The sequence below is a fragment of the Bradyrhizobium sp. RT6a genome, assembly GCF_040547675.1.
Classification (GTDB): domain Bacteria; phylum Pseudomonadota; class Alphaproteobacteria; order Rhizobiales; family Xanthobacteraceae; genus Bradyrhizobium.
In genome coordinates, this window is the sequence record NZ_JBEPQC010000001.1 from 1,882,694 (window position 1) to 1,906,359 (window position 23,666).

Below are 23,666 nucleotides of genomic sequence, written 5' to 3' on the forward strand. Positions count from 1 at the left end.
TCCCGCAAGGGGCGAGGGCGCAGTCACGAGCATCTCGCTCGCGGGGTAAATTGATCCAGCGGCCCGCGTGTTCTAATGCGTCCCCGACCAAATCTGGAAACACCCGATCGCGACCTCGATCACGATCAGCACCACCACCGCGACCTCGAGGCGGAGCGAGCGCTGGGTGTCGATGATGTCGGTGAGCGCGTTGGCGGTCTCGGACACGGCGGTGAGCTTGCGCTCGAGCGTGTCGAGGCGCTCCTTCAGTTCGTACTCGTCTTCAAGGCGAGCATAGAGCCGGTCGAGTTCGGGTTTCTCCCAGAGCACGTCGGGTTTCTCGGCCACCGCAACACGGCCGGCCACGCGCTGCTGGACGAGAAGCGCATTGCCGATCAATTGCAGGATGCCCTTGCGCCGGGGCGGCGTGCGGCCCTGCTCGGCGAGCATGCGCGCAAACGGCTCGATCACGTCGAAGACCGCGGCGACGCGGCGCTCGTCACGCGCGAGCGAGGTGCTCTTGGCAAGCGCGTCCGCGATCAGCAGCAGCCGGTCGTCGGAGAATTTGGCGAGGCAGATCGGGCCTCCCGGCTGGATCGCCTCGGCGCTTTCGTCCTTGCAGAGTTGCGCATGCGCGATCTCCTCCTCGTAGGGGCTGAGCTCGCCGATCACGCGGGTCTTCAGGCTGTCGATCAGCACCTTCTCCTCCGATGGGAGGAGACCGATCAGCACCACGACGCCGTAGCGGAAAATGACCGCAAGGCCGGCATGAACGCGGAAGGCGGCCGGCGTCGAGGAGACGGTCGCCCCCATCTCGAGGCCGGAGGGATTGATGCGTTCGCCCAGCATCACGGCGCGGATCCGCAAGGCCGCCGCGCCGTCCGGCCTGGGCGATGTTGCCGGCGAGTTAACAGCAAGTTGATCGGCGTTCATTTCGAAGCCCTTGTCAGCAGCGTGATTGCACGTTCACGTTCTCGCGCTCGTCCGCTGGCGCATCCTCCCTTTGCAGGATTGCGAACGGCCCGCCCATCGCGCAATATCGCGGCTCCTCTGGATTAATACGGTCCAGGACAGCTGGCGCCGAAACATTCGGCAATATTGCCACCCCGCACGGGACATATTTGGATGCGATCGCTACAGCGGTTTACCATCGTAGACCGCGGCCCGTCCGAAAAGTTGCACTCGGCAGCGCCGCGTGTTTATGACAACATCATAACAGCTACGTATAACAGCTACGTTTCTCCCGAAGTGCGGAGACTGAAGCCTCAATCATGCTAAGCGTAATTATTCCGACCGAAGGCGTCGAGCAGACGGCGGTCGCAACTCTGGCCGCGTTGGTACCGGGCGCCGCCGCAGGCATCATCCGGGAAGTGCTCCTGGTCGACGGCACCCGCAATGGAGTCATCGAGCGCGTTGCCGACGTCGCGGGCTGCCGTTTCATCGGCTTCGAAGGATCCACGCAAGGAGCCGCGCTCGCCGCCGGCGCACTCCAGGCCCGTTCGTCCTGGCTGATGTTCCTCCCTGCGGGCGCCGTGCTGGAAACCGGCTGGATCGAGGAAACCACCCAGTTCATCCAGTCCGTCTCGACCAGCGGCCGGGATCGTGCGGCCGTTTTCCGCTATGCGCGCTCGCCCTACGCCGATGCCGGCTTCCGCGATATCCTGCGGGCCCTGATGCGGAAGCTCGTCGGTCCCTTCGGCGATCAGGGACTTTTGATCGCGCGTGATCACTACGATCGCATCGGCGGCTACCCGCCCCAGGCCCGCCGCTCCGAGGCGAGGTTGCTCCGGCGGCTCGGCCGCTCATCACGAATCATGCTGCGCAGCCGGATCGTCATGGTCGGCTGAGGCACTTGGATACTTGCCAAAGTCAAATAGTTATTTGACAATGGCAAGTATCGAGGTGCCCCATGTCGTTCAACCGTACCGACGACCACATCGCGGCGGTCCGCGCCTTCAACCGCTTTTACACCCGCAAGCTTGGCGTGCTCGACCAGCACCTCGGAAAGAGCCCGTTCTCGCTTAGCGAGGCCCGCGTGCTCTACGAGCTCGCGCAACGCGACGACCTTGCCGCAAAGGAGATCGGCAACGAGCTTGGCCTCGACCCCGGCTATCTCAGCCGGATCGTGCAAAGCTTCGACGAAAAAGGCCTGATCACCCGCAGGCCCCTGCCCGCGGATCGCAGGCAATACCAGCTCAGCCTCACCGCCAAGGGGCGCCAGACCTTTGCCAAGCTGAACCTGGGTTCGCAAAATGAGGTCGCCGCAATGCTGGCTCAGCTTTCGGCTAGCGATGCGACGCGGCTCACGCAGGCCATGGCGACCATCGAGGCTGTGCTGGAGCGTCGAAGCCAGCCCGCGGCTTTCATGCTGCGCAGCCATCGCGTCGGCGACATGGGCTGGGTCATCTCGCGGCAGGCCACCGCCTACGCGGCCGACTACAACTGGGATATCAGCTACGAGGCCCTGGTCGCCGAGATCTGCGCACAGTTCATCAAGGATTATGACGCCGCGCGCGAGCACTGCTGGATTGCGGAAGTGGATGGCGAGCCGGTCGGCTCGATCTTTCTAGTCAAGGCCACGGACGAGATTGCCAAGCTGCGCCTGTTGCAGGTGGAGAAGAAAGCGCGCGGGCTCGGTGTCGGCCGCGCGCTGGTCGAGCAATGCATTCAGGGCGCACGCGAGAGGGGCTACAGCAGGATGACGCTGTGGACGCAGAGCATCCTGGTCGCCGCGCGTGGCATCTATCAAAGTGCAGGATTCAAGCTCGTCGCTACCGAGCCGCATCACAGTTTCGGGCAGCATCTGATTGGGGAAACATGGGAGCGGGATCTCTGATGCTGCAACAGCGGGCGAGATGCGCATAAATGTGCCTCGCCCCTTGCGGGACTTCGCGCCACCTTCCCCCATAAGGGGGGAAGGGAAGCAAGCGCTCACACCGTCGCGCCCTGCGACTTCGGCCGGCGCAGGTGCTCGTCCAGCCGCGGCATGATCTCGACGAAATTGCAGGGACGCGTGCGGTAGTCGAGCTGGGCTTTGAGGATGCCGTCCCAGCCGTCGCGGCAGGCACCGGGCGAACCTGGCAGGCAGAAGATGTAGGTCGCGCCGGTCACGCCTGCGGTGGCGCGGCTCTGGATCGTCGATGTGCCGATCTTGGCGTGGCTCAGCATGTGGAATGCGATCGAGAAACCGTCCATGCGCTTCTCGAACAAGGGCTCGACCGCCTCCGGCGTGACGTCGCGCCCGGTGAAGCCGGTACCGCCGGTGGTGATGACGACATCGACGCCCGCATCCGCAATCCAGCGGCGGATGATGGCGCGGATCGCCTCGACGTCGTCGGTGACGATCTCGCGCGCGGCGAGATGATGGCCAGCCGCAAGGAGGCGGTCGGCGAGCGTCTGGCCGGATTTATCATCCGCGAGCGCGCGCGTGTCGGACACGGTGAGCACCGCGATATGGAGCGGAACGAATTGTTTTGTTTCGTCGATGGAGGTCATTGCAACGCACCTTCTCTTCCCGCCCGCTGACGTCATCCTGAGGTGCGCGCTCTTGCGCGCCTCGAAGGATGGGCCACGGGCTCGCATCCTTCGAGGCTCGCCAATTGGCGAGCACCTCAGGATGACGGATAACCCCTACTGTCCACCGCCAAACGTGTTGCAGGCCTGGACGGTGCCCTGCTGATATCCGGTCATGAACCACTGCTTGCGTTGCGCCGCCGAGCCGTGGGTGAAGGAATCGGGCACGACGCGGCCCGTGGCCTGGCGCTGCAGCGTATCGTCGCCGATCGCGCTCGCAGTGGTCAGCGCAGCGTCGATATCACCCGGCTCCAGGAAGTTCGGCCGCTTCTTCGCCTCGCGGTTGACCCAGACGCCGGACAGGCAGTCGGCCTGCAATTCGACCTTCACCTGCAGCGCATTGGCCTCCGCCTTGCTGCCGGCCTGCTGCTGCAGCCGCGTCACGCGCGGAATGATGCCGAGCAGGTTCTGGATGTGATGGCCGGCCTCATGGGCGATGATGTAGGCGGTGGTGAAGTTACAGGCGGATTTGCCGGAGCAGCCGCGAAAACGTGTCTCGACCTCGCGGAAGAAACCGGTGTCGAGGAAGATGGTCCTGTCGGGCGGACAATAGAACGGTCCCATCGCCGACTCCGCCCGGCCGCAGCGCCCGCCATTGGTGACGTTGCGGAACAGCACGACCTTCGGACCGGTAAAGGTCTGGCCCGAGGCCTGGAAGATCTCGCTCCAGCGATCGTCGATCTCGCCGAGGATGCCGGAGATCATGCTGCCCATCTCGTCGGTCGGCGCGCCGCGCTTGGCGTTGGACGACGATTGGCGATCGGTCTGGTAGGACGGCGCCTGGCCGCCGCCGGTGAGGATCTCGGCGCCGCCGATCAGGATGCGCGGATCGATGCCGAAGGCGTAGCCGACCAGGCCGAGCACGATGATGGTGCCGATCCCGAGCCCGCCGCCGCCCATGGGGAGGCCGAACCCGCCTCCTCCACCGCCGCCGCCACCATCGTCGCGACGATCCTCGATGTCGTCGCTGCGGCGGAAATCATCGTAGCGCATGGCGGCTTCCCTCGGTCCTGGCTCAATCCGGCGCAAGAGCGCGAAAGCTCAACGCGCCATACACGTAAAATTTCCATTGCGTTAATCAATATCCCGCTCGGCAATTATTGCCTAGTGCGACAGCATGGCAATGCCAGCAATTTTTTCCGGGCATTGTGCAATTTTTTCCGAGAGAAATTTGGAGTCTTTTTTGCGCTCTGGCCACTCCCGCAACGCGAACAAACACGAAATACACTGCAAAACACGGCGAATGCGCGGAGCGAACCGCGTGCGAGGCGCAAGGTGAAGGCTGCTCACGAAAGCGGCGGGTTAAGTCGATTTTTACTTTGCCGCTTCAATGTAACGGTCAGTCGGTTGTTTGGTCCCGCGTCGCCGACAGCGTCGCCTGAGTCAGAGTTCTTGAGTCATGGTAGAGTCGCGTCGCGGGGCGTCTGCAAGGGCGCCCCGCACAAATTTTGAGTCTCCTTCGCACAGCATCGTCCTCGGCGATTGCGTCGCCGAGATGTCGAAGCTTCAGGCTGGTTCGGTCGACCTGGTGTTCGCCGATCCACCCTACAATCTTCAGCTCAAGGGCGATCTCAAGCGCCCCGACGAGTCCCATGTCGATGCGGTCGACGACGATTGGGACAAGTTCGATTCGTTCTCCGCCTATGACGATTTCACCCGCGCCTGGCTGCTTGCCGCCCGCCGCGCGATGAAGCCATCGGCGACGATCTGGGTCATCGGCTCCTATCACAACATCTTCCGCGTCGGCGCGATCATGCAGGACCTCGGCTTCTGGCTCCTGAACGACATCGTCTGGCGCAAGACAAATCCGATGCCGAATTTCCGCGGCCGCCGCTTCACCAACGCGCACGAAACCATGATCTGGGCCGCGCGCGACGAGAAGGCCAAGGGCTACACGTTCAACTACGAGGCGCTGAAGGCCGCCAACGAGGACGTGCAGGCACGGTCCGACTGGCTGATCCCGCTCTGCACCGGCGAGGAGCGCCTCAAGGGCGCCGATGGCAAGAAAGTGCACCCGACGCAGAAGCCTGAAGGCCTGCTCGCGCGCGTGTTGCTGTCGTCCTCCAAACCCGGCGATCTCGTGATCGATCCCTTCAACGGCACCGGCACCACCGGCGCGGTCGCAAAGCGCCTCGGCCGCTCCTATATCGGCTTCGAGCGCGACAAGACCTATGCGAAAGCGGCACAAGCGCGCATCGCCGCGGTCGAGCCGCTGCCGGAGGCAAGCCTCGCCCCGTTCATGACGGCGCGCGAAGCGCCGCGGGTTGCGTTCTCGGAATTGATCGAGCGTGGCATGATCATGCCCGGCACCAAGCTGTTCGACGCCAAGAAGAAACTCGGCGCGCTGGTCCGCGCCGACGGCGCCATCATGTTCGGCGACAAGGTCGGCTCCATCCACCGCATGGGCGCGGTGGCGCAAGGCGCGCAAGCCTGCAACGGCTGGACCTTCTGGCACATCGAGACCAAGAAGGGTCTCAAGCTGATCGACGAGCTCCGTGCCGAGATCCGCGCCGGCATGGCGGCGGGGTAGCTCAGTCCAACAGTCGCGTAGGGTGGGCAAAGGCGCTCTTGCGCCGTGCCCACCATCGCGCCTCGGGGATACAGATTTGGTGGGCAAGCTTCGCTTTGCCCACCCTACGGTGCCTTGAATGACGCGATGGCCGGGGCTAGATTTGACGAGTCAGTCCCCGTCCCGGCCGGCTCCCATGCGACGACAGTCCGAGACATTGCTGCTGGTGCCGCTGCTGCCGATCTTCCTGGTCGGCATGTTTCCGATGTTCCTGATCGCGCTGCTGGGATTTTTCGGCCTCGCTTTGTTTGGCGTGCTCGTGGTCTGTGTCGGGCTCGCCAGCAGCAACGAGGCCCATGACAGCTTCAATCACGATGTCATCGTGCACGGCTACGCGCGCGGATCCGAGCGCGCGGCGCGGGCCTCCGACATGCATATCGCTACCCGGCTCGGGCTGCGCCTGGAGGTCGTGGGCGCGGCCATGGTCATTACGGCGGCGATCGGCCTTTGTTACGCCGGCTGATCTGCGTGACACGCAGATACCGCCCGGCAAACTCGCCGGTTGCCCTCCCCGATAAGGTTCAGGCAAGACAAGGCCGCTAGCGGACATGTTGCTGCCTCCACTTTCGGCCAACAAACACAGGGGAGATGCCCGATGCTCAAATTCTATTTCAACGGTTCGCCGAACCCGACCAAGGTCGCGCTCTATCTCGAAGAGGCCGGCCTGCCCTTCGAGCCGGTGAAGATCGACACCCGCAAGGGCGAGCAGTTCACGCCGGACTATCTGAAGATCAATCCGAACGGCAAGGTGCCGTCGATCGACGACAACGGCACTATCGTGTTCGATTCCAACGCCATCCTGCTCTATCTGGCCGAGAAGACCGGCAAATTCCTGCCTGCCGCCAATGTTCGCGGCGAGATGCTGTCATGGCTGATGTTCATCGCCACCGGCGTCGGGCCCTATTCTGGTCAGGCCGTGCACTTCAAGCATTTTGCGCCGAAAGACCAGAACCACGACTACGCGCATAACCGTTACCAGTTCGAGACCGATCGCCACTACAAAATTCTCGACGGTCACCTCAAAGGCCGCAGCTACATGGTCGGCGACAGTTATTCGATCGTGGACATGGCGCTGTGGGGTTGGGCGCGGATGGTGCCGTTCAAGCTCGGCGACGACGCCTTCGCGCGATACCCGAACGTGAAGCGGCTGGTGGACGAGGTCACGGCGCGGCCTGCAGCGGCGCGCGCGATCGCGCTGAAGGACAAGTTCACCTTCAAGGCGGAGATGGACGACGAGGCCCGCAGCAACATGTTCAAGCACATGACGACAAAAGTGGCCTGATCGCGGCACGTCGCAATGCGAGGCCACGCGCATGCGCGTGGCCTTTTGCTTTCGAGGCTCAGGCGGCGTGGACCGAGTTCAGGAAGTTGGCGACTTCCTGCTTCAAGCGGTTGCTGTCGGCCGACAGCGAGCGTGCCGCCGAGAGCACCTGCGAAGAGGCCGAGCCGGTCTCGGACGCGCCGCGCTGCACGTCGCCGATGTTGGACGACACGAGTTGCGTGCCCTGGGCGGCCTGCTGGACATTGCGGGAGATCTCCTGCGTCGCCGCACCCTGCTCCTCCACGGCGGCGGCGACCGTCGACGAGATCTCCGACAGCCGCTCGATGGTGCCGCTGATCTCCCGGATCGAGCCGACCGACTCCTCCGTCGCGGCCTGGATGCCCGAGACCTGCTGGGCGATCTCACCGGTGGCCCTCGCGGTCTGCTCGGCGAGCGCCTTGACCTCCGAGGCCACCACGGCAAAGCCCCGGCCGGCTTCACCCGCGCGCGCCGCCTCGATGGTGGCGTTCAGCGCCAGGAGGTTGGTCTGGCCGGCGATGGTGCTGATCAGTTCGACCACGTCGCCGATGCGGGCCGCGGCCTTGGAGAGCTCGCTGACGCGCGCGTTGGTCTTGCTCACCTGACCGACGGCTTCGCCCGCGATCCGCGCCGATTCCTGCACCTGGCGCGCGATCTCCGTCACCGAGGAGGACAGCTCCTCGGTCGCGGAGGCGACCGCCTGCACATTGGCCGAGGCTTCCTGGGAGGCGGATTGCACTTCGGTGGAGAGATCCTGAGCGCGCCTCGCGGTCGCGGTCAGGGTGCCGGCCGAGCCCTCGAGCTCGTGCGATGCCGAGGATACGGTATCGACGATCTCGCCCACCGCCTGCTCGAACTGGCTGGCGAGCCGGGCCATGTCGGCCTTGCGGCTCTCGGCCTGCCGGGCCTCGGTTGCGGTCTGCTCATGGCGCAGCCGTTCGGTCTCGATCATGTTGGTCTTGAAAACGTCGATCGCCTTGGCCATGTCGCCGATCTCGTCGGCCTTGCCGCGCGAGGGGATCTCGACGGCGAGATTGCCCCCGGCAAGCAGTCCCATTGCGCGCGTCATCGAGGTCAGCGGCCCCACGATGCTGCGGGCGGTCAGGAAGGCGACGCTCAGTCCGAACAGGACGGCGAGGCCGCCCGCGATCCCCTGTAGCGACGTCGTGCCGTCGATCACAGCATCGGCCGCGGTGCGCGAATCCTTGTAGTCCGTCTTCAAGGCGGTTTCCGCGACCTTGAGTTTGGCGATGCTCGCGGAGATGAGCGGTGCGAGATCCTTGTGGTAGATCTCGTCGGACCGCAGCATCGCGGCGGAGGTCGTTTCGAACGCGGATTTGTAGATGCCGAGGGCGGTCTTCACAGGCGTCAGAGACGAGCGAAGGTCCGCCGCCTGCGGGCTCCTTTCGACGGCTGCCAGCCGCTGCACCGCCCTGTCGACATTGGTTCTGAAGACGGTGGGCCCGTTGGTGTCGCGCAGAGCGAGGAAGCGCCAGTTCGCGATTCGAACCAGCAGGACCCGGGATTCGACGTCCGCGACGAGCGACACCGTGTCGTCATCGGCGGCCGCGCGGGCCACATCGACCAGCTTGGCCATCTTGACGGTCAGCTCTTCGCCACTCGGCAACAGCGTCGCCTTGCCGGTCCGCGCCTCGTTGACGGCGTCGCCGAGACTGTCACGCAGGCTTTTCATTTTGGCGATGTCGGCGATCAGATCGTTGTAGAGCTTCCGCCGCTCCTCCGAGAGGGTGCCCTTTGCTCCGAGCTGCAACAGCCCGGTCGCCGCGGTCTCTCGCTCGGCAGCCTCCCGCATCGCAGGCTCGTTGGCGTCGTAAATGTAGCGCAGATTGGCCCGCTGGATGGCCTGAAGATGGGTCGATATCTCCAGGACGCGCGCCGTGCTGTCCGACAACGTGGAGAGTTTTGCGACCTGATCCTGGACGGACCGCAAATTCCAGATGGCGACCACCGCCATCACGAGACCAACCGCCACCAAGGCCATGAAACCTGCGTACAGGCGTCCCCTGATCCGCAAACGAAACTTCGGCATTCCCACTGTCCACCCAGATGCATGTCAATTCGAGCGGCCGGCCTAATCCGGCGATTGTCACCGGCCACGCTGGCAGCCGCGCGTCGCGTCTTTCGCGACCCACGCTGCACCGCGACACAATGGGGGACACTCGTTAATTGAACCTTCAAATTTTTCGCGTGCGCATGGGTCAGACGGCGCAACATCTGCTGATTTTATCGGCAGGTGAGCAAGGGCTTGGCGCGAAGCCCGCAGCGCCGTGCAGGCCGCTGCAGCTTATCCGGATGACGATCTGTCAGCTGCCGGCCTGCTGCAATTTGCCGAGCGCGTTTTCGACCACTTCCAGCGTGTAGGGCTTCTGGATCACAGGCGCGGCGGCCAGCTCCGTTGGGATCGGCGCCCGCTCGCCATAGCCGGTCGCGAACATGAAGGGCACGCCGATTTCCGTCAGCTTCTGCGCCACCCTTATGCTGCTCTCGTTGCCGAGGTTGAGATCGAGCAAGGCAAAGCCCGGGCGCGTGCGCTCGATCGCCCGCAGCGCCTGATCGACGCTTGCGGCGGTATCGACATGGCGGGCGCCGAGATCGAGCAGGATGACCTCGGCGGCCATGGCGATGATGAGGTTGTCCTCGACGATCAGCGCCGTGTCGGAAATCCTGGGACGCGAGGATTGCTGTTCTTCTATTCGCATGGCGGCTCCCGCGATGGATGGGACGAGTTCGACGAAGTTGGGGGGAATGACGAACGTTGCTTGCACCCCCAGCAGGTCGAACCGGATTTCGGCTTCGCCCTTGAGGTCGAACGGCACGGAGCGCTCGATGATCGTGGTCCCGAAGCCGCGGCGCGACGGCGGCTGCACCGGCGGACCGCCGGTCTCCTTCCAGTCGATCACGAGGCTCGACGACGGATCGAGCCGCCACGCCACCTCTACGCTGCCGGTGGAATCGGCGAGCGCGCCGTATTTGGCGGAGTTGGTCATCATCTCGTGCACGACGAGGGCCAGCGTCGCGAACGCTTTGGGATCGAGCGCCACGTCGGGGCCGCCCATCTTGACCCGGTCTGCGCGCGCGCCGAGATAGGCGCCTGCCTCAGACTCGAGCAGCGAGCGCAATGCGACCGGCGCCCAGTTCAGATTGGTGATCTGGTCATGCGCGCGCGCCAGGGCCTGGATGCGGCCGCCGAGGACGCCGGCGAACTCCTCGACGGTGGTCGCGGTATCCTTGCTCTGCGCCACCAGCGCCCGGACGAGGCTCAGGATGTTGCGAACGCGGTGGTTGAGCTCGGCGATCATCAACTCCTGCCGCTCCTGCGCGCCGCGCCGCTCGCGTGCGGCAAGATCGGACAGTTGCAGGATCACCTCGAGCAGCGTCACCCGCAGGCTCTCGGCAATGCGGATGTCGGCCGCCGACCACGGCTTCGACTGGCCCGCCACCGTCTCCTGCCACAGCTCGAAACTCCTGCGTGGCGTCAGGCGCGGCCCGTTCGGACCCTGGTCGTAGACCTTGTTGGGATCGCCGGCCCAATGGACCGAGCGCGTGACCTCGCGCCGGAAGAAGATCAGGCAATCGCGCGGGGCGCGCGAGATCGGGATGGCGAGAAAGCCCGCCGCGCGGTCGCGGAAGGACTGGCCCGCAGCATAGACCTTGGCGATCTCGGCGCTCGCGAAGATCCGTCCCGGCGACGTCCGATTGATGAAGCTGACGAGTTCCTTCACCTCGTCTTCGGTCGGCGTCTCGCCCTGGAGCACGATCCTGTTGTCGGACCACACCGCCACGCCGTCACACTCGATCATGTTGCGGTAGTCGCCGAGGAAATCGACGATCGCGCGCCGGCTGTGCTCGTGCGAGGCCGCGGTCTCGATCAGCCGCTCCTGCACATGGTGGGCGCGCGCCTCATAAGCGACGTCACCCTCGCGCTCGCGTCCCTCCACGATCCAGGAGAACATCTGCCCGAACAGCTCGGATGCCGTACGCTTCTCGAAAGAGATGTAGCGCGGCGAATAATGGTGGCAGGCGAACAGGCCCCACAGCTTGCCGTCGCGCAGGATCGACACCGACATCGAGGCGCCGACGCCCATGTTGCGCAAGTACTCGATGTGGATCGGCGACACCGAGCGCAGCACGCTCATCGACAGGTCGAGCAGCCCCGCATTGTGTGTGGCCGTCGACACCAGCGCGGCGGGTTGCGCATCGATGTCCGCGATGATGCGCAGCCAGTTGCGCTGATAGAGAATGCGGGCCTGCCTCGGGATGTCCGACGCCGGATAATGCAGGCCGAGAAACCGTTCGAGTCCCGCTTCCGCGGCCTCCGCGATCACCTCGCCCGATCCGTCCGGGTGAAACTGGTAGACCATGACCCGGTCGAAGCCGGTCAGCACCTTGAGCTGCCGCGCGGCCTCGCGAGCGAGCTCGGTCATCCCGCGCGTCTTGCGGATACGCTCCAGCATCAGACGGACGAGTTCGCCGGAATTGACGCCGGGCTCGTTGACGCTGGGCTCCGCCTCGACGACGAGATAGGCGCCGGAGAAGTGGATCGAGAGATCGTAGGGCGGCTTGCCAGCCTGAAGCTCGACGCCGAACAGGCGCTCGGTCGCGTCCGGCCCGCTGAGATGATCGACGCGGCTGCGAATGGTCTCGACCGCGGCTTCCGAGATGACGCGCGAGAGAGGCTGCTGGAGCAGGTCGGAGACGTCAGCCCCGAGAAAGCTCCCGACATTGTCCGAGGCCATGCAGATCGTGAAATCCGACAATAGCGTGAGCAGGAACCCGAACGATTGCACGCTGCCGGGAATGTGGATCGGCTCGCGATCGCAATTGGTGAGATTGACAGCCTCGTTCATGCCCGGTCCGCCGCCTGCTCGAACGCAGCGAAGGCGACGCGCGCCGCATCGATCGCCTCGTCCTCATCGCAGGCCTCTTCGCTTGCGAGCTTCACCAGGAAACTCTGCCAGAGCCGCTTGCCTACACCATGGCTGAGATAAGCGGTGGCTTCGCTGATGCGCGGATCGCCGGCGTCCGCAACCGTCTTCAGCAGGAACTTGGCCCCGAGCCGGGAGCCCTCCAGCACGTACATGGTGCCCAGCACGCCGCTGCGCGTCAGCGGGGGCACGGTCACTGTGGACTGTGCGGCACCACCGAGCCAGCCAAGATCGTCCGCAATCGCAGCGCTGCGCGCCCGCTCCGGCCAGTCCGGAAACATTTTACCGACATCCGCGTCCATCAGCGCGGCTTCGAGCGGCAGCAAGGCCCCGGCGCTGGCTTGCAGGAAACGGCGGTAGCCGGAAAACACGCTGAGATCGAATGACGAAAGCTGCGCATCGAGTTCGCGGTGCGCAGCCGCCGTCGCATCTCTCAGTCGTTCGCGGAGTCCTGGAAAGCTGCGGCCCACCTGTGTCGTAACGTCCGAAACCCCAGCCAGCATGCAATTCCCAAACGCGCGCAATGCCGGGGCGCGATTGCCCCGGAACCGAACGAACGCAGGAGGATTCCAAAGGTTCCGAACCCCTCTGGAAAACCGGGCACGGGCGGCCCGGGCCCGCTCGTCCGCTATGTCCGCCGTAGGGGCTTCCGCAGCTCGTATCCGATCTCCGACCGCGCGCTCAGCTCGCGACCCTCACGGCCGTTTGTGGAAACGGACCGAGGGCCTTCTCGGTCAGCACCGAGTCGCAATATTCCCGGATCTCCTTGATCTTGCCGTCCTCGAGCCGAAACACGAGACAATAGTCGTTGTCGTAGCGCACGCCTTCGGGCGTGACGTTGTCGCCCTTCGCTTCAACGACGACGATATCGCCGTCCGCGATAAAGCGGTGGGCGACCGTCCGCGTCCGGTCGACAAGGCGGGTCCGCACATAGGCGTGCAGGTCGTTGAGGATCGCCTGTTTGCCCGAAAAGGTGCGCGACCAGGAGTACTGGCCGGTCACGATCCACTTGGCGTCGTCGGCAAGACTATCGGTGAACAAGGCGCGGTCGCGCGCAGCCGGATCGGGGCTGGCGGCGGCTGCAAAGATATCCTGCATCAGTTTCTTGTTTGCGCTCGCGCTCATGGCGGCATCTCCTTTGTGAGAACACGCAAATTATCGCCGCCGGTGCTAAATTCTTCAAATCGATAGTGGATATGATATCTATTCACCTCATGAATTTGAACTCGCTCGACCTCAATCTCCTGACCGCGCTCGACGCGCTGCTGCGCGAGGCCAGCGTCAGCCGTGCCGCCTTGCGGATCGGTCTGTCGCAGCCGGCGGCAAGTCATGCACTCCAGCGTCTGCGCGACATCTTCGGGGATCCGCTCTTGGTGCGCACAGGCGCGCGGATGGAGCTGACGCCGCGGGCGCAAGCGCTACGCGCACCGCTGGCTCAGGCTCTCGATCAGGTGCGCGGGCTGTTCCTATCGGATGAATTTGATGCGGCGCGCAGCGAGCGGCAATTCCGCCTGATGATGCCGGATCTCGCAGTCGAGCTGTTGATGCCGCCCTTGATGGAAAAGGTGACACGCCTTGCGCCCAACGTCCGCATCGACGTGGTGCCGTGGCGGGGACCGGCGATCTTCCACGCCGAGTTCGCCCGCACCATCGATCTGGTGATTTCGATCGGCAACGCTTTCAAGGGCTTTCACCGCCAGCTGCTCTACACCGACAGCGACGCACTGGCGGTGCGGCGCGGCCACACCATGGCCACGAAGCTGAGGCGGCGCGAGACGTTCCTGGCCGCACGCCATATCGGCGTAGTCATCCGCGGCCAGCCGGAGGACCTCATCGACACCTGGCTGCGCACCAAGGGCATAGACCGGCACATCGCTCTCGTCGTACCGGGTTATCTCGAAGCGCTGCACGTCGTCGCCCGCACCGACCTCGTCGCCTTCGTGCCGCGCCGGCTGATCGCGGCGCTGTCCAAGCAGCTCGGCCTAGTCACGGTGACGCCGCCGCTCGACCCCGGCATCGACGAGCAGTTCATGTTCTACCCGACCCGCGCACAGATGGATCCCGGCTCGATCTGGCTCAGGCGGCTGATGCTGGAGACGGGACGGGAATTGGAGAAGAAAGGGCTCGCTGGATAGGACGCAACTTCAAAGCAAATGGTGTCGTCCCGGACAAGCGCAGCGAAGCGGAGCGCCGATCCGGGACCCATAACCACAGGACGTGGTTTGGCGAAGACTTGCGATTGTCAGCTTGCGTCACAACTTCTCCCTGTGGTTATGGGTCCCGGGTCTGCGCTGACGCTTGCCCGGGACGACAGGGGGATATGTTGCCGCGCTCCTACGCCTTCTGCGCGTCCATCACCTTGCGCACGGCAGGGCGATCGGACATGCGCTTGAAATGATCGGCGATCTTCGGCGTCGCGTTGATATCGACGCTGTCGCCTTCGAGCCAGGTCGACAGGGTGTAGAGATAAGGATCGCAGATCGTGTACTGCTCGCCCATCACCCAGGGTCCCTTGTACATCTTCTGCTCGATCAAGGAGAAGCAGGCGCCCATGGTCTTCGGGATCATCGCCTTCATGTCGGCGAACGAGCTCTCTTCGCTCGCCCAGCGTGCGCCACGCATCTTGTGGGCATGGTTGATGTGCACGGTCGAGCAGAGATAGGAGTTGAACGACTGCACCTGGGCGAAGTCGAAGGGATCGTCGAGCGGCGCCAGCTTCGCCTTGGGGAAGGTCTGGGCGAGATAGGCCAGCATCGCCGGGGTCTCGGTCAGGACGCCGCGATCAGTCACCAGCGCGGGCACGCGGCCTTTCGGGTTGATCGCGAGGTACTCCGCGCTGTTTTGCTGGTTGGTCTTGAAGCTCAGCCGCTCCGCCGCGTAGTCGGCGCCGGCTTCTTCCAGCGTGATATAGGTGGCGAGCGCGCAGGTGCCGGTGGCGTAGTAGAGCTTGAGCATGTCGGACCTCATGGGAAAGCCGGAAGGTAACGGCTGCGGGCCCCGAGGTCCATAGCACAGCGTTCTCAGCGCTCTTGTTCTTCGCAGTTGCCCACCGGCGCCCGGCTGTGCCAAGACGCCCTGAGTTGGAGGGGCTTTCCCATGACCGTACTCATCGCCGGTGGCGGCATCGGCGGGCTGACGCTTGCGCTCAGCCTGCACGGAATCGGCATTCCCGTAAAAGTGTTCGAGAGCGTCGCCGAACTGCGGCCGCTCGGTGTCGGCATCAACGTGCTGCCGCACGCGGTGCGCGAGCTGATCGAGCTCGGCTTGATGGACAAGCTCGATGCCGCCGGCGTGCGCACCCGCGAGTTGGCCTATTTCTCCAAGCACGGCAAGCCGATCTGGAGCGAGCCGCGCGGGCTGGAAGCCGGCTATAAATGGCCGCAATTTTCGATCCATCGCGGCACGCTTCAGCAATTGCTGCTCGACACCGCGATCGAGCGCCTCGGCCGCGACAACATCCTGACCAGCCATCATCTGACCGGCTGGAGCGAAACCGCTGACGGCGTGCGCGCCGATTTCATCGACAAGGCCACCGGCAAGGCCGCGGGGACCTACGACGGCACGATCCTGATCGCCGCCGACGGCATCCATTCCGCCGTGCGAGACAAACTCTATCCGAACGAAGGTCCGCCGATCTGGAACGGCCGCATCCTCTGGCGCGGCGTCACGCCTGCAAAAGCCTTCCTCAGCGGTCGCACCATGATCATGGCCGGCCACGAGATCCTGAAATTCGTCTGCTATCCGATCTCGAAGGAACCGGACGCCGCGGGCAACCATCTGATCAACTGGGTTGCCGAGCGCCACATGCCGCCAACTTATCAATGGCGGCGCGAAGACTATAACCGCACCGCGCGGCTGGAGGAGTTTCTGCCCTGGTTCGAGAGCTGGCAGTTCGACTGGCTCGACGTGCCCGGCCTGATCAAGAACTGTCCGCACGCCTATGAATATCCGCTGGTCGATCGCGATCCGGTGTCACAATGGACTCTCGGCCGCGTCACGCTGATGGGCGACGCCGCGCATCCGATGTACCCGATCGGCTCGAACGGCGCCTCGCAGGCGATCCTCGATGCCCGCACCATCACCCGCGAGATCCTGGCGCACGGCCCGACGCAAGCGGCCCTGCTCGCCTATGAGGCCGAGCGGCGGCCTGCAACCACCAGTCTCGTCCTGCTCAACCGCAAGAACGGCCCCGAGCAGGTGATGCAGCTCGTCGAGGAGCGCGCGCCGGATGGCTACAAGGTCGTCACTGACGTGCTGTCGCAACAGGAGCTCGAGGATGTTGCCGCCAACTACAAGCGCGTCGCCGGCTTCCAGGTGGAAGCGCTGAATGCGAAGCCGCCGATCGTGGGCGCGGGTGCGCGCGCGACGAAATGAGTATTCGCACGAAGCGAGACGCACGTTGATGCGCCCTCGCCCCTTGCGGGAGAGGGCAGCGGCGCCGGTAGACGCGGACTCACTCAGGTGAGGCGTCTGCCTCCGCGAAGCCAACCCGCATTAGAACTTGCTGAACCAACTCCTCATCCGGCGCTTCGCGCCACCTTCTCCCGCAAGGGGAGAAGGAAGAAAGAGTCCGCGGCAGCTATTTGCCCACCACCCTCGCCGCTTCGAGCAGCCGCTCGCTCGCGGTCGCCGTCGCCAGCAGCGTGCCGTCCTCCGCCGTCAGCCTGGCCTCGACGAACGCAATCGTCCTGCCGAGCTGCGTCACCTTGGCCTCGCCGATGATCGGCCCGGGCTTCGCGGGCGCGAGGAAATTCACGGTCATGCTGATGGTGGTGGTGTAGAGCCGGCCCTCGCTCATCACCAGCACGGCGGGGCCCATCGTGTCGTCGAGCATGGCCGAGAGCATGCCGCCCTGGATGAAGCCGGCCGGATTGCAGAACTCCGGCTTGCCGTCGAAGGCGAGCTTGATCCAGCCTTCCCCGGGACGGGCGTCGAGCAAGCGCCATCCGAGCAGCTCGGCACAAGGCGGCCTGGGAAAACTGTCGAGCGCGGTCTTGATCATGGGAGCCTCCGTTGCCGGCCACAGCTAACGCAGCCCTGCTGCCAGCATGTTGTCAGCAGGATGGGCAGCTAGGGGTCCAATCCACGCGCAATCACCTTGCGCATGACGTTGGGCAATGCTTCGTCGGCGAGAGTGGCAATGGGCACCCAGCGCATGCCCGCGGGTGCCCGCGTCCGCGCTTCCGCCCTGCCCGTGTAGACCACGAGCTCCAGCGGAAAATGCGTGAAGACGTGGGTGACCACGCCTGCCTTGCGGTGCCAGCGCGACAGCCCCTTCAGCGCGGGCGCCTGCTGTTTTGCCTTAGCGTCTTCCTGCCCGGCAAGCCAATCCGATCCCGGTACCTCGGTCATGCCGCCGAGCAGACCCTTTTCGGGACGGCTGCGGACGAGAAGCTCGTCGCCGCGTGTGACAACGAAGGCGGCGCCGCGCCGTAGTGCGCCGCTCTTCTTCGGGGCCTTGCGGGGAAACGTTTCCTGCGTTCCCAGCCTACGCGCCGTGCAGTCCTCGTTCAGCGGGCATAGCGAGCAGGCCGGCTTTTTCGGCGTGCAGATCGAGGCCCCCACATCCATCAGCGCCTGCGCGCTATCACCGGCGCGAGAATCGGCGAGCAGCGTCGCAGCCAACTCCTGAATCAGCGGCTTGGCCTGCGGGAGCTCTTCTTCAACTGCAAAGAGCCGCGAGACCACGCGTTCGATATTGCCGTCGACCGGCATGGTGCGGCGGTCGAACGCAATCGCCGCGATCGCTGCCGCCGTATAGGGCCCGATGCCCGGCAGCGCGCGCAGGCCCAGTTCGGTGTCGGGAAAGGTGCCGCCATGCTCGCGCGTCACCGCGACCGCGCAGGCACGGAGATTACGCGCGCGAGAATAATAGCCGAGCCCCGCCCACATCCGCAGCACGTCGTCCTGCGAGGCCCGTCCCAGCGCGGTGACATCCGGCCAGCGCGCGACGAATTTTTCGAAATAGGGCCCGACCGCCTTCACCGTGGTCTGCTGGAGCATGATCTCGGACAGCCAGACGCGGTAAGGGTCGGATGCCTCGCCGGGCGCAGCGCGCCAGGGCAATCGGCGGCGGTGACGGTCGTACCAGTCGAGCAGCGAGAGCGGGCGCGACGAGGTCTCCGGCTGAACTGGTTCCGATTTCGCCTTGAGGGCGGATTTGGGGCTCATGTTCGCACTGTAACGGCAATGCACCGATCTCTCCACGTCATGCCCACGCTTGTCGCGGGCGTCCACGTCTTTCTTCGCGGCCAAGAGCTTGTCTTCGCGGCCAAGAGCCTGTGGCCGACGCTCCGGAGTGCTATAAAGTCCCATGTCCAAGCTTCGCCCCATCAAACCCGGTCCCATCAGCGCCAAGCCGCTGTCGCTCCTGCTCAACGACGTCTTTGCCGAGGCCTATGCCAAGCAGGGATTTGCCGCGCGCGAGCTGGTGACGCGGTGGGCGCAGATTGCAGGGCCGGAGATCGCGGCCCATGCCGAGCCGCTGAAGATGCAATGGCCGCGGCCGGTCGAGGGTCAGCCGCAGGAGCCGGCCACGCTGGTGCTGCGGGTCGAGGGGCCGATGGCGCTGGAGATCCAGCACTCCGCCGATGTGATCCTGCAGCGGGTCAACCGCTTCTTCGGCTGGAGCGCGGTCGGCAAGCTGGCCTTCCGCCAGGCACCGCTGTCGCGCGCTCGCCGGCCGACCCGGCCCAGCCCGCCGGACGCCAAATCGGTGGCCGAGGTGGCTGAGAGCCTGGGCGACATCGAAGATGAACAATTGAAGTCGGCGCTGGCGCGCCTCGGGGCTGCCATCAAGCGAAATTGAGCCTTATTCTGCGGTCAAACTGGACCTGTCCTTGCCGCTCGCCATTGCCTCAAACGACGTTTCAAGCTAGCGACAGGCCGTCTGAATGGGAATTTCAGGCGAGACCACGCCAATCCGGGAGCCGACCTTGATCATCACCCGCCGCGCCTTCACGTCGATGCTGTCGCTGACCGGGCTTGCCGCGCTCGCCGGGTTCTCGCCGCTGCGGTTCATCTCCGATGCCATGATCCCTGAAGCAATGGCGCAGGCGGCGCCTGGCGACGTGGCCAAGCCGGTGTCGCTGCCCGACATGGCGCTGGGCCCGAAGGACGCCGCCGTCACCATCACCGAATACGCCTCGATGACCTGCCCGCATTGCGCGGCCTTCAACGAGCAGGTGTTTCCCAAGATCAAGTCGGAATACATCGACACCGGCAAGGTGCGTTATATCTTCCGCGAGTTCCCGCTCGACATCAAAGCCGCCGCCGGCTCGATGCTGTCGCGCTGCATCGCCAATGGCGACGCCCCGAAATACTTTGCCGTCACCGACATGCTGTTCCGCCAGCAGAACGACTGGGTGATGAAGAACACCACGGAGACCCTGACGCGGATCGGCAAGCAGGCCGGTCTCACCCAGCAGCAGGTCGAGGCCTGCCTGAAGGACCAGGCGCTGCTCGACAAGATCGCCGCCGACCAGAAATATGCCAGCGACGTTCTGAAGGTCGATTCGACGCCGACGTTCTTCGTCAACGGCGAGAAGATCAAGGGCGAGACCTCGTTCGAGGAATTCGCCAAGAAGATCAATCCGCTGCTCAAGAGCTGATTCGCACGGCACAATCCTGATTCGCATCTCGATAGCCGTATCTTTCCCGGCATAAATCCCTTGGGAAAAACGGCTTTCGCCGGTTGCCCTCGCGGCGCACCGCGGCCATTGTCCGACCGCATGAGGCGCCCTCGCGCGACTCGCCCGGATAGCGACACTGCCTTCCATGGTATTGTCCCGGCAGGGGGATTCGCGCCTGCCAACAGAGATGCGTGCTTATGAAAATCACCCGCCTGCGCCTCCACGGCTTCAAGTCCTTCGTTGAGGCCACCGACTTCGTCATTGAGCCCGGCCTGACCGGCGTGGTCGGCCCCAACGGCTGCGGCAAGTCGAATCTCGTCGAGGCACTGCGCTGGGCAATGGGCGAGACCTCCTACAAGTCGTTGCGCGCCGCCGACATGGACGCGGTGATCTTCGCCGGCTCCGGCAATCGTCCCGCGCGCAACCACGCCGAAGTGACGATGACGATCGACAATTCCGATCGCACCGCGCCGGCGGCGATGAACGACAGCCAGCTTCTGGAAATTTCCCGCCGCATCGAGCGCGAGGCCGGCTCGGTCTACCGCATCAACGGTCGCGACGTGCGCGCCCGCGACGTGCAGATTCTATTCGCCGACGCCGCCACCGGCGCGCGCTCGCCCGCCCTCGTCCACCAGGGCAAGATCGGCGAAATCATTCAGGCCAAGCCCGAGCAGCGCCGCCGCGTGCTGGAAGACGCCGCCGGCGTCGCCGGCCTGCACGCCCGCCGCCACGAAGCCGAGCTGCGGCTCAAGGCGGCCGAAACCAACCTCACCCGCGTCGAGGACGTGATCGGCCAGCTCGCCGGGCAGATGGAAGGCCTGAAGAAGCAGGCCCGCCAGGCCGTGCGCTATCGCGAGGTCGCGGCCAAGGTCCGCAAGGCGGAAGCCACCCTGTTCCACCTGCGCTGGATCGGCGCCCATGCGGACGTCAACGAGTCCGGCCAGACCCACGATCTTGCGGTCCGTGAGATGGCCGAGCGTACCCAGCACCAGGCCGAGGCCGCTCGCATCCAGGCGATTCGCGCCGCCGAAATGCCGGCGCTGCGCGATGCCGAAGCGCGCGCCGCGGCGGGGCTGCAGCGCCTGACCAACGCCCGCGAGCTGCTCGATCGCGAGGAAGAGCGCGCCAAGGAGCGCGTCGCGGAACTCGAGCGGCGCCTCGCACAGTTCGAAGGCGACATCTCGCGCGCCCAGCAGCAGACCATGGACGCCGATGTCGCGCTGCAGCGCCTCGACGCCGAAGATGCCGAGCTGAAGGAAGAGATCAAGTCGCGCGTCGAGAAGCGCTCCGGCGTCGATGAGCGTGTCGCCGAAGCCGAGGCGGTGCTGACCGAAACCGAGCAGCAGTTCGCCGAGCTCACCACCGCGCTCGCCGACCTCACCGCCAAGCGCAATCAACTCGAAGCCAACGTTCGAACCCACCGCGACAAGCTCGCCCGGCTCGACCAGGAGATTTCGAACGTCGCGGCGGAAGAGCACAAGCTCACCGAGGAGACCGGCGGCTTCGGCGATCTCGACGAGCTGACCGCGACCGTCGAGAACGCCGAGCAGACGCTGGCAGCCTCGGAAGCCGCGGCTCAAGCCAGCGAAGCCGCGCACGTCGTCGCGCGGCAGACGCTGGAATCCTCGCGCTCGCCGCTCGTCGAAGCCGACAAGCGCGTGCAGCGGCTCGATACCGAGGCGCGCACGATCTCCAAGATCCTCAACGGCGAGACCAAGAATCTGTGGCCGCCGATCATCGACGGCATCACCGTCGACAAGGGATTCGAAAAGGCGATCGGCGCAGCGCTTGGCGACGATCTCGACGCCCCGGTCGATCCGTCCGCGCCGATGCGCTGGACCAATGCCGGCGTCACCGACGGCGATCCGGAACTGCCCGAAGGCGTCGTGCCTCTCGCCAGCCACGTTCAGGCCCCGGCCGAGCTGACCCGCCGCCTGGCGCAGATCGGCGTGGTGCCGCGCGAGCGCGGCGCCGAGCTGGTCTCGCAGCTCAAGACCGGCCAGCGGCTGGTCTCGCCCGAAGGCGACGTCTGGCGCTGGGACGGTTTTGTCGCAGCCGCCCACGCGCCGACCGGCGCAGCACGGCGGCTTGCCGAGCGCGCCCGCCTCATCGACATCGAGAACGAGCTGGAGCAGGCCCGCATCGACGCGCAGATCAAGCGTCAGGCGCTGGAGAACGCCGAAGCCGAGCTGCAGATGGCCGCCAGCACCGAAGGTGCGAGCCGCGAAGCCTGGCGTGCCGCGCAGCGCGAGCTCAACGTCGCGCGCGAGCGCCATGCCACGGTCGAGCGCGAGATCAGCCGCCACGCCGCGCGCAAGGCGACGCTGTCGGAAGCGCACAGCCGTCTGGCCGCCGACCGCGCCGAGGCCGAAGCCGCCTACGAATACGCCGAAGCCGGGATCTCCGAGCTGCCGTCGAGCGAGGACACCGAAACCCGTCTGGCCGCCGTCCGCAGCGACATCGAAGGCCATCGCCGCATGGCCGCCCAGGTCCGCGCCGAGGCACAGGCGCTGGCGCGCGAGGCCGAGCTGGCCGACCGCCGCGTGCAGGCGATCCTCGCCGAACGCACCGAGTGGCAGAACCGCAAGGAGAGCGCAGCCTCCCACATCGACACGATCCAGACCCGCATCACCGAAGTCTCGATCGAGCGCAGCGATCTCGAGAACGCGCCGGCCGTGTTCGCGGAGAAGCGCAGCGCGCTGATCACCGAGATCGAATACTCCGAAAACGAGCGCCGCATGGCCGCCGATGCGCTCGCCAGCGCGGAGACCGCGATGGCCGAAACCGATCGCGTCGCGAAGCTGACGCTCGAAGCGCTCTCAAGCTCCCGCGAGGCCACCGCCCGCGCCGAGGAGCGCATGGAAGGCGCGCGGCGCCGGCTCGAGGACATCGAGCGCGAAATCCGCGACATGCTCGAGGTCGAACCGCAGGCCGTTGCCGGCCTCGCCGAGATCGAACCCGGCACGGAGCTGCCGCCGCTGCACGACATCGAGGAAGACCTCGAAAAAATGCGCCGCGATCGCGAGCGGCTGGGCGCGGTCAATTTGCGCGCCGAGGAAGAGCTGCGCGAGGTCGAAACCCAGCACAACGGCCTGGTCACCGAGCGCGACGACCTCGTCGAGGCCATCAAGCGGCTGCGCCAGGGCATCCAGAGCCTCAACAAGGAGGCGCGCGAGCGGCTCCTGACCTCGTTCGAGGTCGTCAACAACCACTTCAAGCGCCTGTTCGTCGAGCTGTTCGGTGGCGGCGAAGCCGCGCTGCATCTGATCGAGAGCGATGATCCGCTCGAAGCCGGCCTCGAAATCATCGCCAAGCCGCCGGGCAAGAAGCCGCAGACGCTGTCGCTGCTCTCCGGCGGTGAACAGGCGCTGACCGCGATGGCGCTGATCTTCGCGGTGTTCCTCACCAATCCCTCGCCGATCTGCGTGCTGGACGAAGTCGACGCGCCGCTCGACGACCACAACGTCGAGCGCTATTGCAACCTGTTGCACGAGATGACCGCCTCGACCGACACGCGCTTCATCATCATCACCCACAACCCGATCACGATGGCGCGGATGAACCGCCTGTTCGGCGTCACCATGGCCGAACGCGGCGTCTCGCAACTGGTGTCGGTGAACCTGCAAGAGGCGGTGGACATTCTCGACCAGAACGTGGCGTGATTTTTG

At 65.2% G+C, this 23,666-nt stretch carries 20 protein-coding genes; 10 read left to right on the plus strand and 10 right to left on the minus strand.

Annotated features, from left to right (window positions below; all coding sequences use genetic code 11):
- Positions 1-72: 72 nt before the first annotated feature.
- Positions 73-912: an RMD1 family protein gene (locus ABIC03_RS08965; RefSeq protein WP_354057223.1), complete on the minus strand. Its 840-nt coding sequence runs from the start codon at positions 910-912 to the stop codon at positions 73-75.
- Positions 913-1,250: 338 nt separating this feature from the next.
- Here ABIC03_RS08965 and ABIC03_RS08970 point away from each other — a divergent pair, with 338 nt between their 5' ends.
- Complete coding sequence (locus ABIC03_RS08970; RefSeq protein ID WP_007607113.1) at positions 1,251-1,826, plus strand: glycosyltransferase family protein; 576 nt, start codon at positions 1,251-1,253, stop codon at positions 1,824-1,826.
- Between the two features lie 62 nt (positions 1,827-1,888).
- The gene (locus tag ABIC03_RS08975) at positions 1,889-2,815 is read left to right on the plus strand and encodes a bifunctional helix-turn-helix transcriptional regulator/GNAT family N-acetyltransferase (RefSeq protein ID WP_354057225.1); all 927 of its coding nucleotides are present in this window, start codon (positions 1,889-1,891) and stop codon (positions 2,813-2,815) included.
- Between the two features lie 95 nt (positions 2,816-2,910).
- Here ABIC03_RS08975 and moaB read toward each other — a convergent pair whose 3' ends face one another.
- Both moaB and ypfJ read right to left on the minus strand, forming a co-directional pair.
- Positions 2,911-3,474, minus strand: coding sequence for a molybdenum cofactor biosynthesis protein B (gene moaB, locus ABIC03_RS08980; RefSeq protein WP_354057227.1), 564 nt, complete (start codon positions 3,472-3,474; stop codon positions 2,911-2,913).
- A gap of 135 nt (positions 3,475-3,609) precedes the next feature.
- Positions 3,610-4,545 (minus strand): KPN_02809 family neutral zinc metallopeptidase, encoded by a 936-nt coding sequence (ypfJ, locus tag ABIC03_RS08985; protein ID WP_275171573.1) that lies wholly within the window; start codon positions 4,543-4,545, stop codon positions 3,610-3,612.
- Between the two features lie 406 nt (positions 4,546-4,951).
- On the opposite strand from ypfJ, the gene ABIC03_RS08990 reads away from it, so the two are divergent.
- The 3 genes from ABIC03_RS08990 to ABIC03_RS09000 all read left to right on the plus strand — a co-directional run bounded on the left by ABIC03_RS08990 (position 4,952) and on the right by ABIC03_RS09000 (position 7,403).
- A complete protein-coding gene (locus ABIC03_RS08990) occupies positions 4,952-6,082 on the plus strand; it encodes a site-specific DNA-methyltransferase (protein ID WP_007607106.1) in 1,131 nt (376 codons plus the stop codon).
- Positions 6,083-6,257: 175 nt separating this feature from the next.
- Positions 6,258-6,584, plus strand: a complete 327-nt coding sequence (locus tag ABIC03_RS08995; protein WP_018454920.1) for a hypothetical protein — start codon at positions 6,258-6,260, stop codon at positions 6,582-6,584.
- Between the two features lie 132 nt (positions 6,585-6,716).
- Positions 6,717-7,403, plus strand: coding sequence for a glutathione S-transferase family protein (locus tag ABIC03_RS09000; protein ID WP_354057230.1), 687 nt, complete (start codon positions 6,717-6,719; stop codon positions 7,401-7,403).
- Between the two features lie 58 nt (positions 7,404-7,461).
- Here ABIC03_RS09000 and ABIC03_RS09005 read toward each other — a convergent pair whose 3' ends face one another.
- The 4 genes from ABIC03_RS09005 to ABIC03_RS09020 all read right to left on the minus strand — a co-directional run bounded on the left by ABIC03_RS09005 (position 7,462) and on the right by ABIC03_RS09020 (position 13,492).
- Positions 7,462-9,471 carry a HAMP domain-containing methyl-accepting chemotaxis protein gene (locus ABIC03_RS09005; RefSeq protein ID WP_354057232.1) on the minus strand — a complete coding sequence of 670 codons (2,010 nt, stop codon included), beginning with the start codon at positions 9,469-9,471 and terminating at the stop codon, positions 7,462-7,464.
- Between the two features lie 274 nt (positions 9,472-9,745).
- Entirely contained in the window at positions 9,746-12,289 is a 2,544-nt protein-coding gene (locus ABIC03_RS09010; protein ID WP_354057234.1) for an HWE histidine kinase domain-containing protein, read from the minus strand.
- Positions 12,286-12,870 carry a biliverdin-producing heme oxygenase gene (locus ABIC03_RS09015; protein WP_354057236.1) on the minus strand — a complete coding sequence of 195 codons (585 nt, stop codon included), beginning with the start codon at positions 12,868-12,870 and terminating at the stop codon, positions 12,286-12,288. Before ABIC03_RS09015 ends, ABIC03_RS09010 begins: the two co-directional genes overlap by 4 nt.
- A 178-nt stretch (positions 12,871-13,048) precedes the next feature.
- Positions 13,049-13,492 (minus strand): nuclear transport factor 2 family protein, encoded by a 444-nt coding sequence (locus tag ABIC03_RS09020; protein WP_354057238.1) that lies wholly within the window; start codon positions 13,490-13,492, stop codon positions 13,049-13,051.
- Positions 13,493-13,581: 89 nt separating this feature from the next.
- Between ABIC03_RS09020 and ABIC03_RS09025 the strand changes: the two genes are divergently transcribed.
- Complete coding sequence (locus ABIC03_RS09025) at positions 13,582-14,502, plus strand: LysR family transcriptional regulator (RefSeq protein WP_354057562.1); 921 nt, start codon at positions 13,582-13,584, stop codon at positions 14,500-14,502.
- 199 nt (positions 14,503-14,701) lie between these two features.
- Here ABIC03_RS09025 and ABIC03_RS09030 read toward each other — a convergent pair whose 3' ends face one another.
- Entirely contained in the window at positions 14,702-15,322 is a 621-nt protein-coding gene (locus ABIC03_RS09030) for a glutathione S-transferase family protein (RefSeq protein ID WP_275171562.1), read from the minus strand.
- A 141-nt stretch (positions 15,323-15,463) separates the two neighbouring features.
- Here ABIC03_RS09030 and ABIC03_RS09035 point away from each other — a divergent pair, with 141 nt between their 5' ends.
- Entirely contained in the window at positions 15,464-16,741 is a 1,278-nt protein-coding gene (locus tag ABIC03_RS09035; RefSeq protein WP_275171560.1) for a flavin-dependent oxidoreductase, read from the plus strand.
- Positions 16,742-16,946: 205 nt separating this feature from the next.
- Here ABIC03_RS09035 and ABIC03_RS09040 read toward each other — a convergent pair whose 3' ends face one another.
- Entirely contained in the window at positions 16,947-17,369 is a 423-nt protein-coding gene (locus tag ABIC03_RS09040) for a PaaI family thioesterase (protein ID WP_275171559.1), read from the minus strand.
- Positions 17,370-17,437: 68 nt separating this feature from the next.
- Positions 17,438-18,538 carry an A/G-specific adenine glycosylase gene (mutY, locus tag ABIC03_RS09045; protein ID WP_275171558.1) on the minus strand — a complete coding sequence of 367 codons (1,101 nt, stop codon included), beginning with the start codon at positions 18,536-18,538 and terminating at the stop codon, positions 17,438-17,440.
- 142 nt (positions 18,539-18,680) lie between these two features.
- On the opposite strand from mutY, the gene ABIC03_RS09050 reads away from it, so the two are divergent.
- The 3 genes from ABIC03_RS09050 to smc all read left to right on the plus strand — a co-directional run bounded on the left by ABIC03_RS09050 (position 18,681) and on the right by smc (position 23,660).
- A complete protein-coding gene (locus ABIC03_RS09050) occupies positions 18,681-19,175 on the plus strand; it encodes a DUF721 domain-containing protein (protein WP_275171557.1) in 495 nt (164 codons plus the stop codon).
- A 127-nt stretch (positions 19,176-19,302) separates the two neighbouring features.
- Positions 19,303-19,977: a DsbA family protein gene (locus ABIC03_RS09055; RefSeq protein WP_354057564.1), complete on the plus strand. Its 675-nt coding sequence runs from the start codon at positions 19,303-19,305 to the stop codon at positions 19,975-19,977.
- Positions 19,978-20,195: 218 nt separating this feature from the next.
- On the plus strand, positions 20,196-23,660 hold the full coding sequence (gene smc / locus ABIC03_RS09060) for a chromosome segregation protein SMC (protein WP_354057242.1): 3,465 nt from the start codon (positions 20,196-20,198) through the stop codon (positions 23,658-23,660).
- Positions 23,661-23,666: the final 6 nt, after the last annotated feature.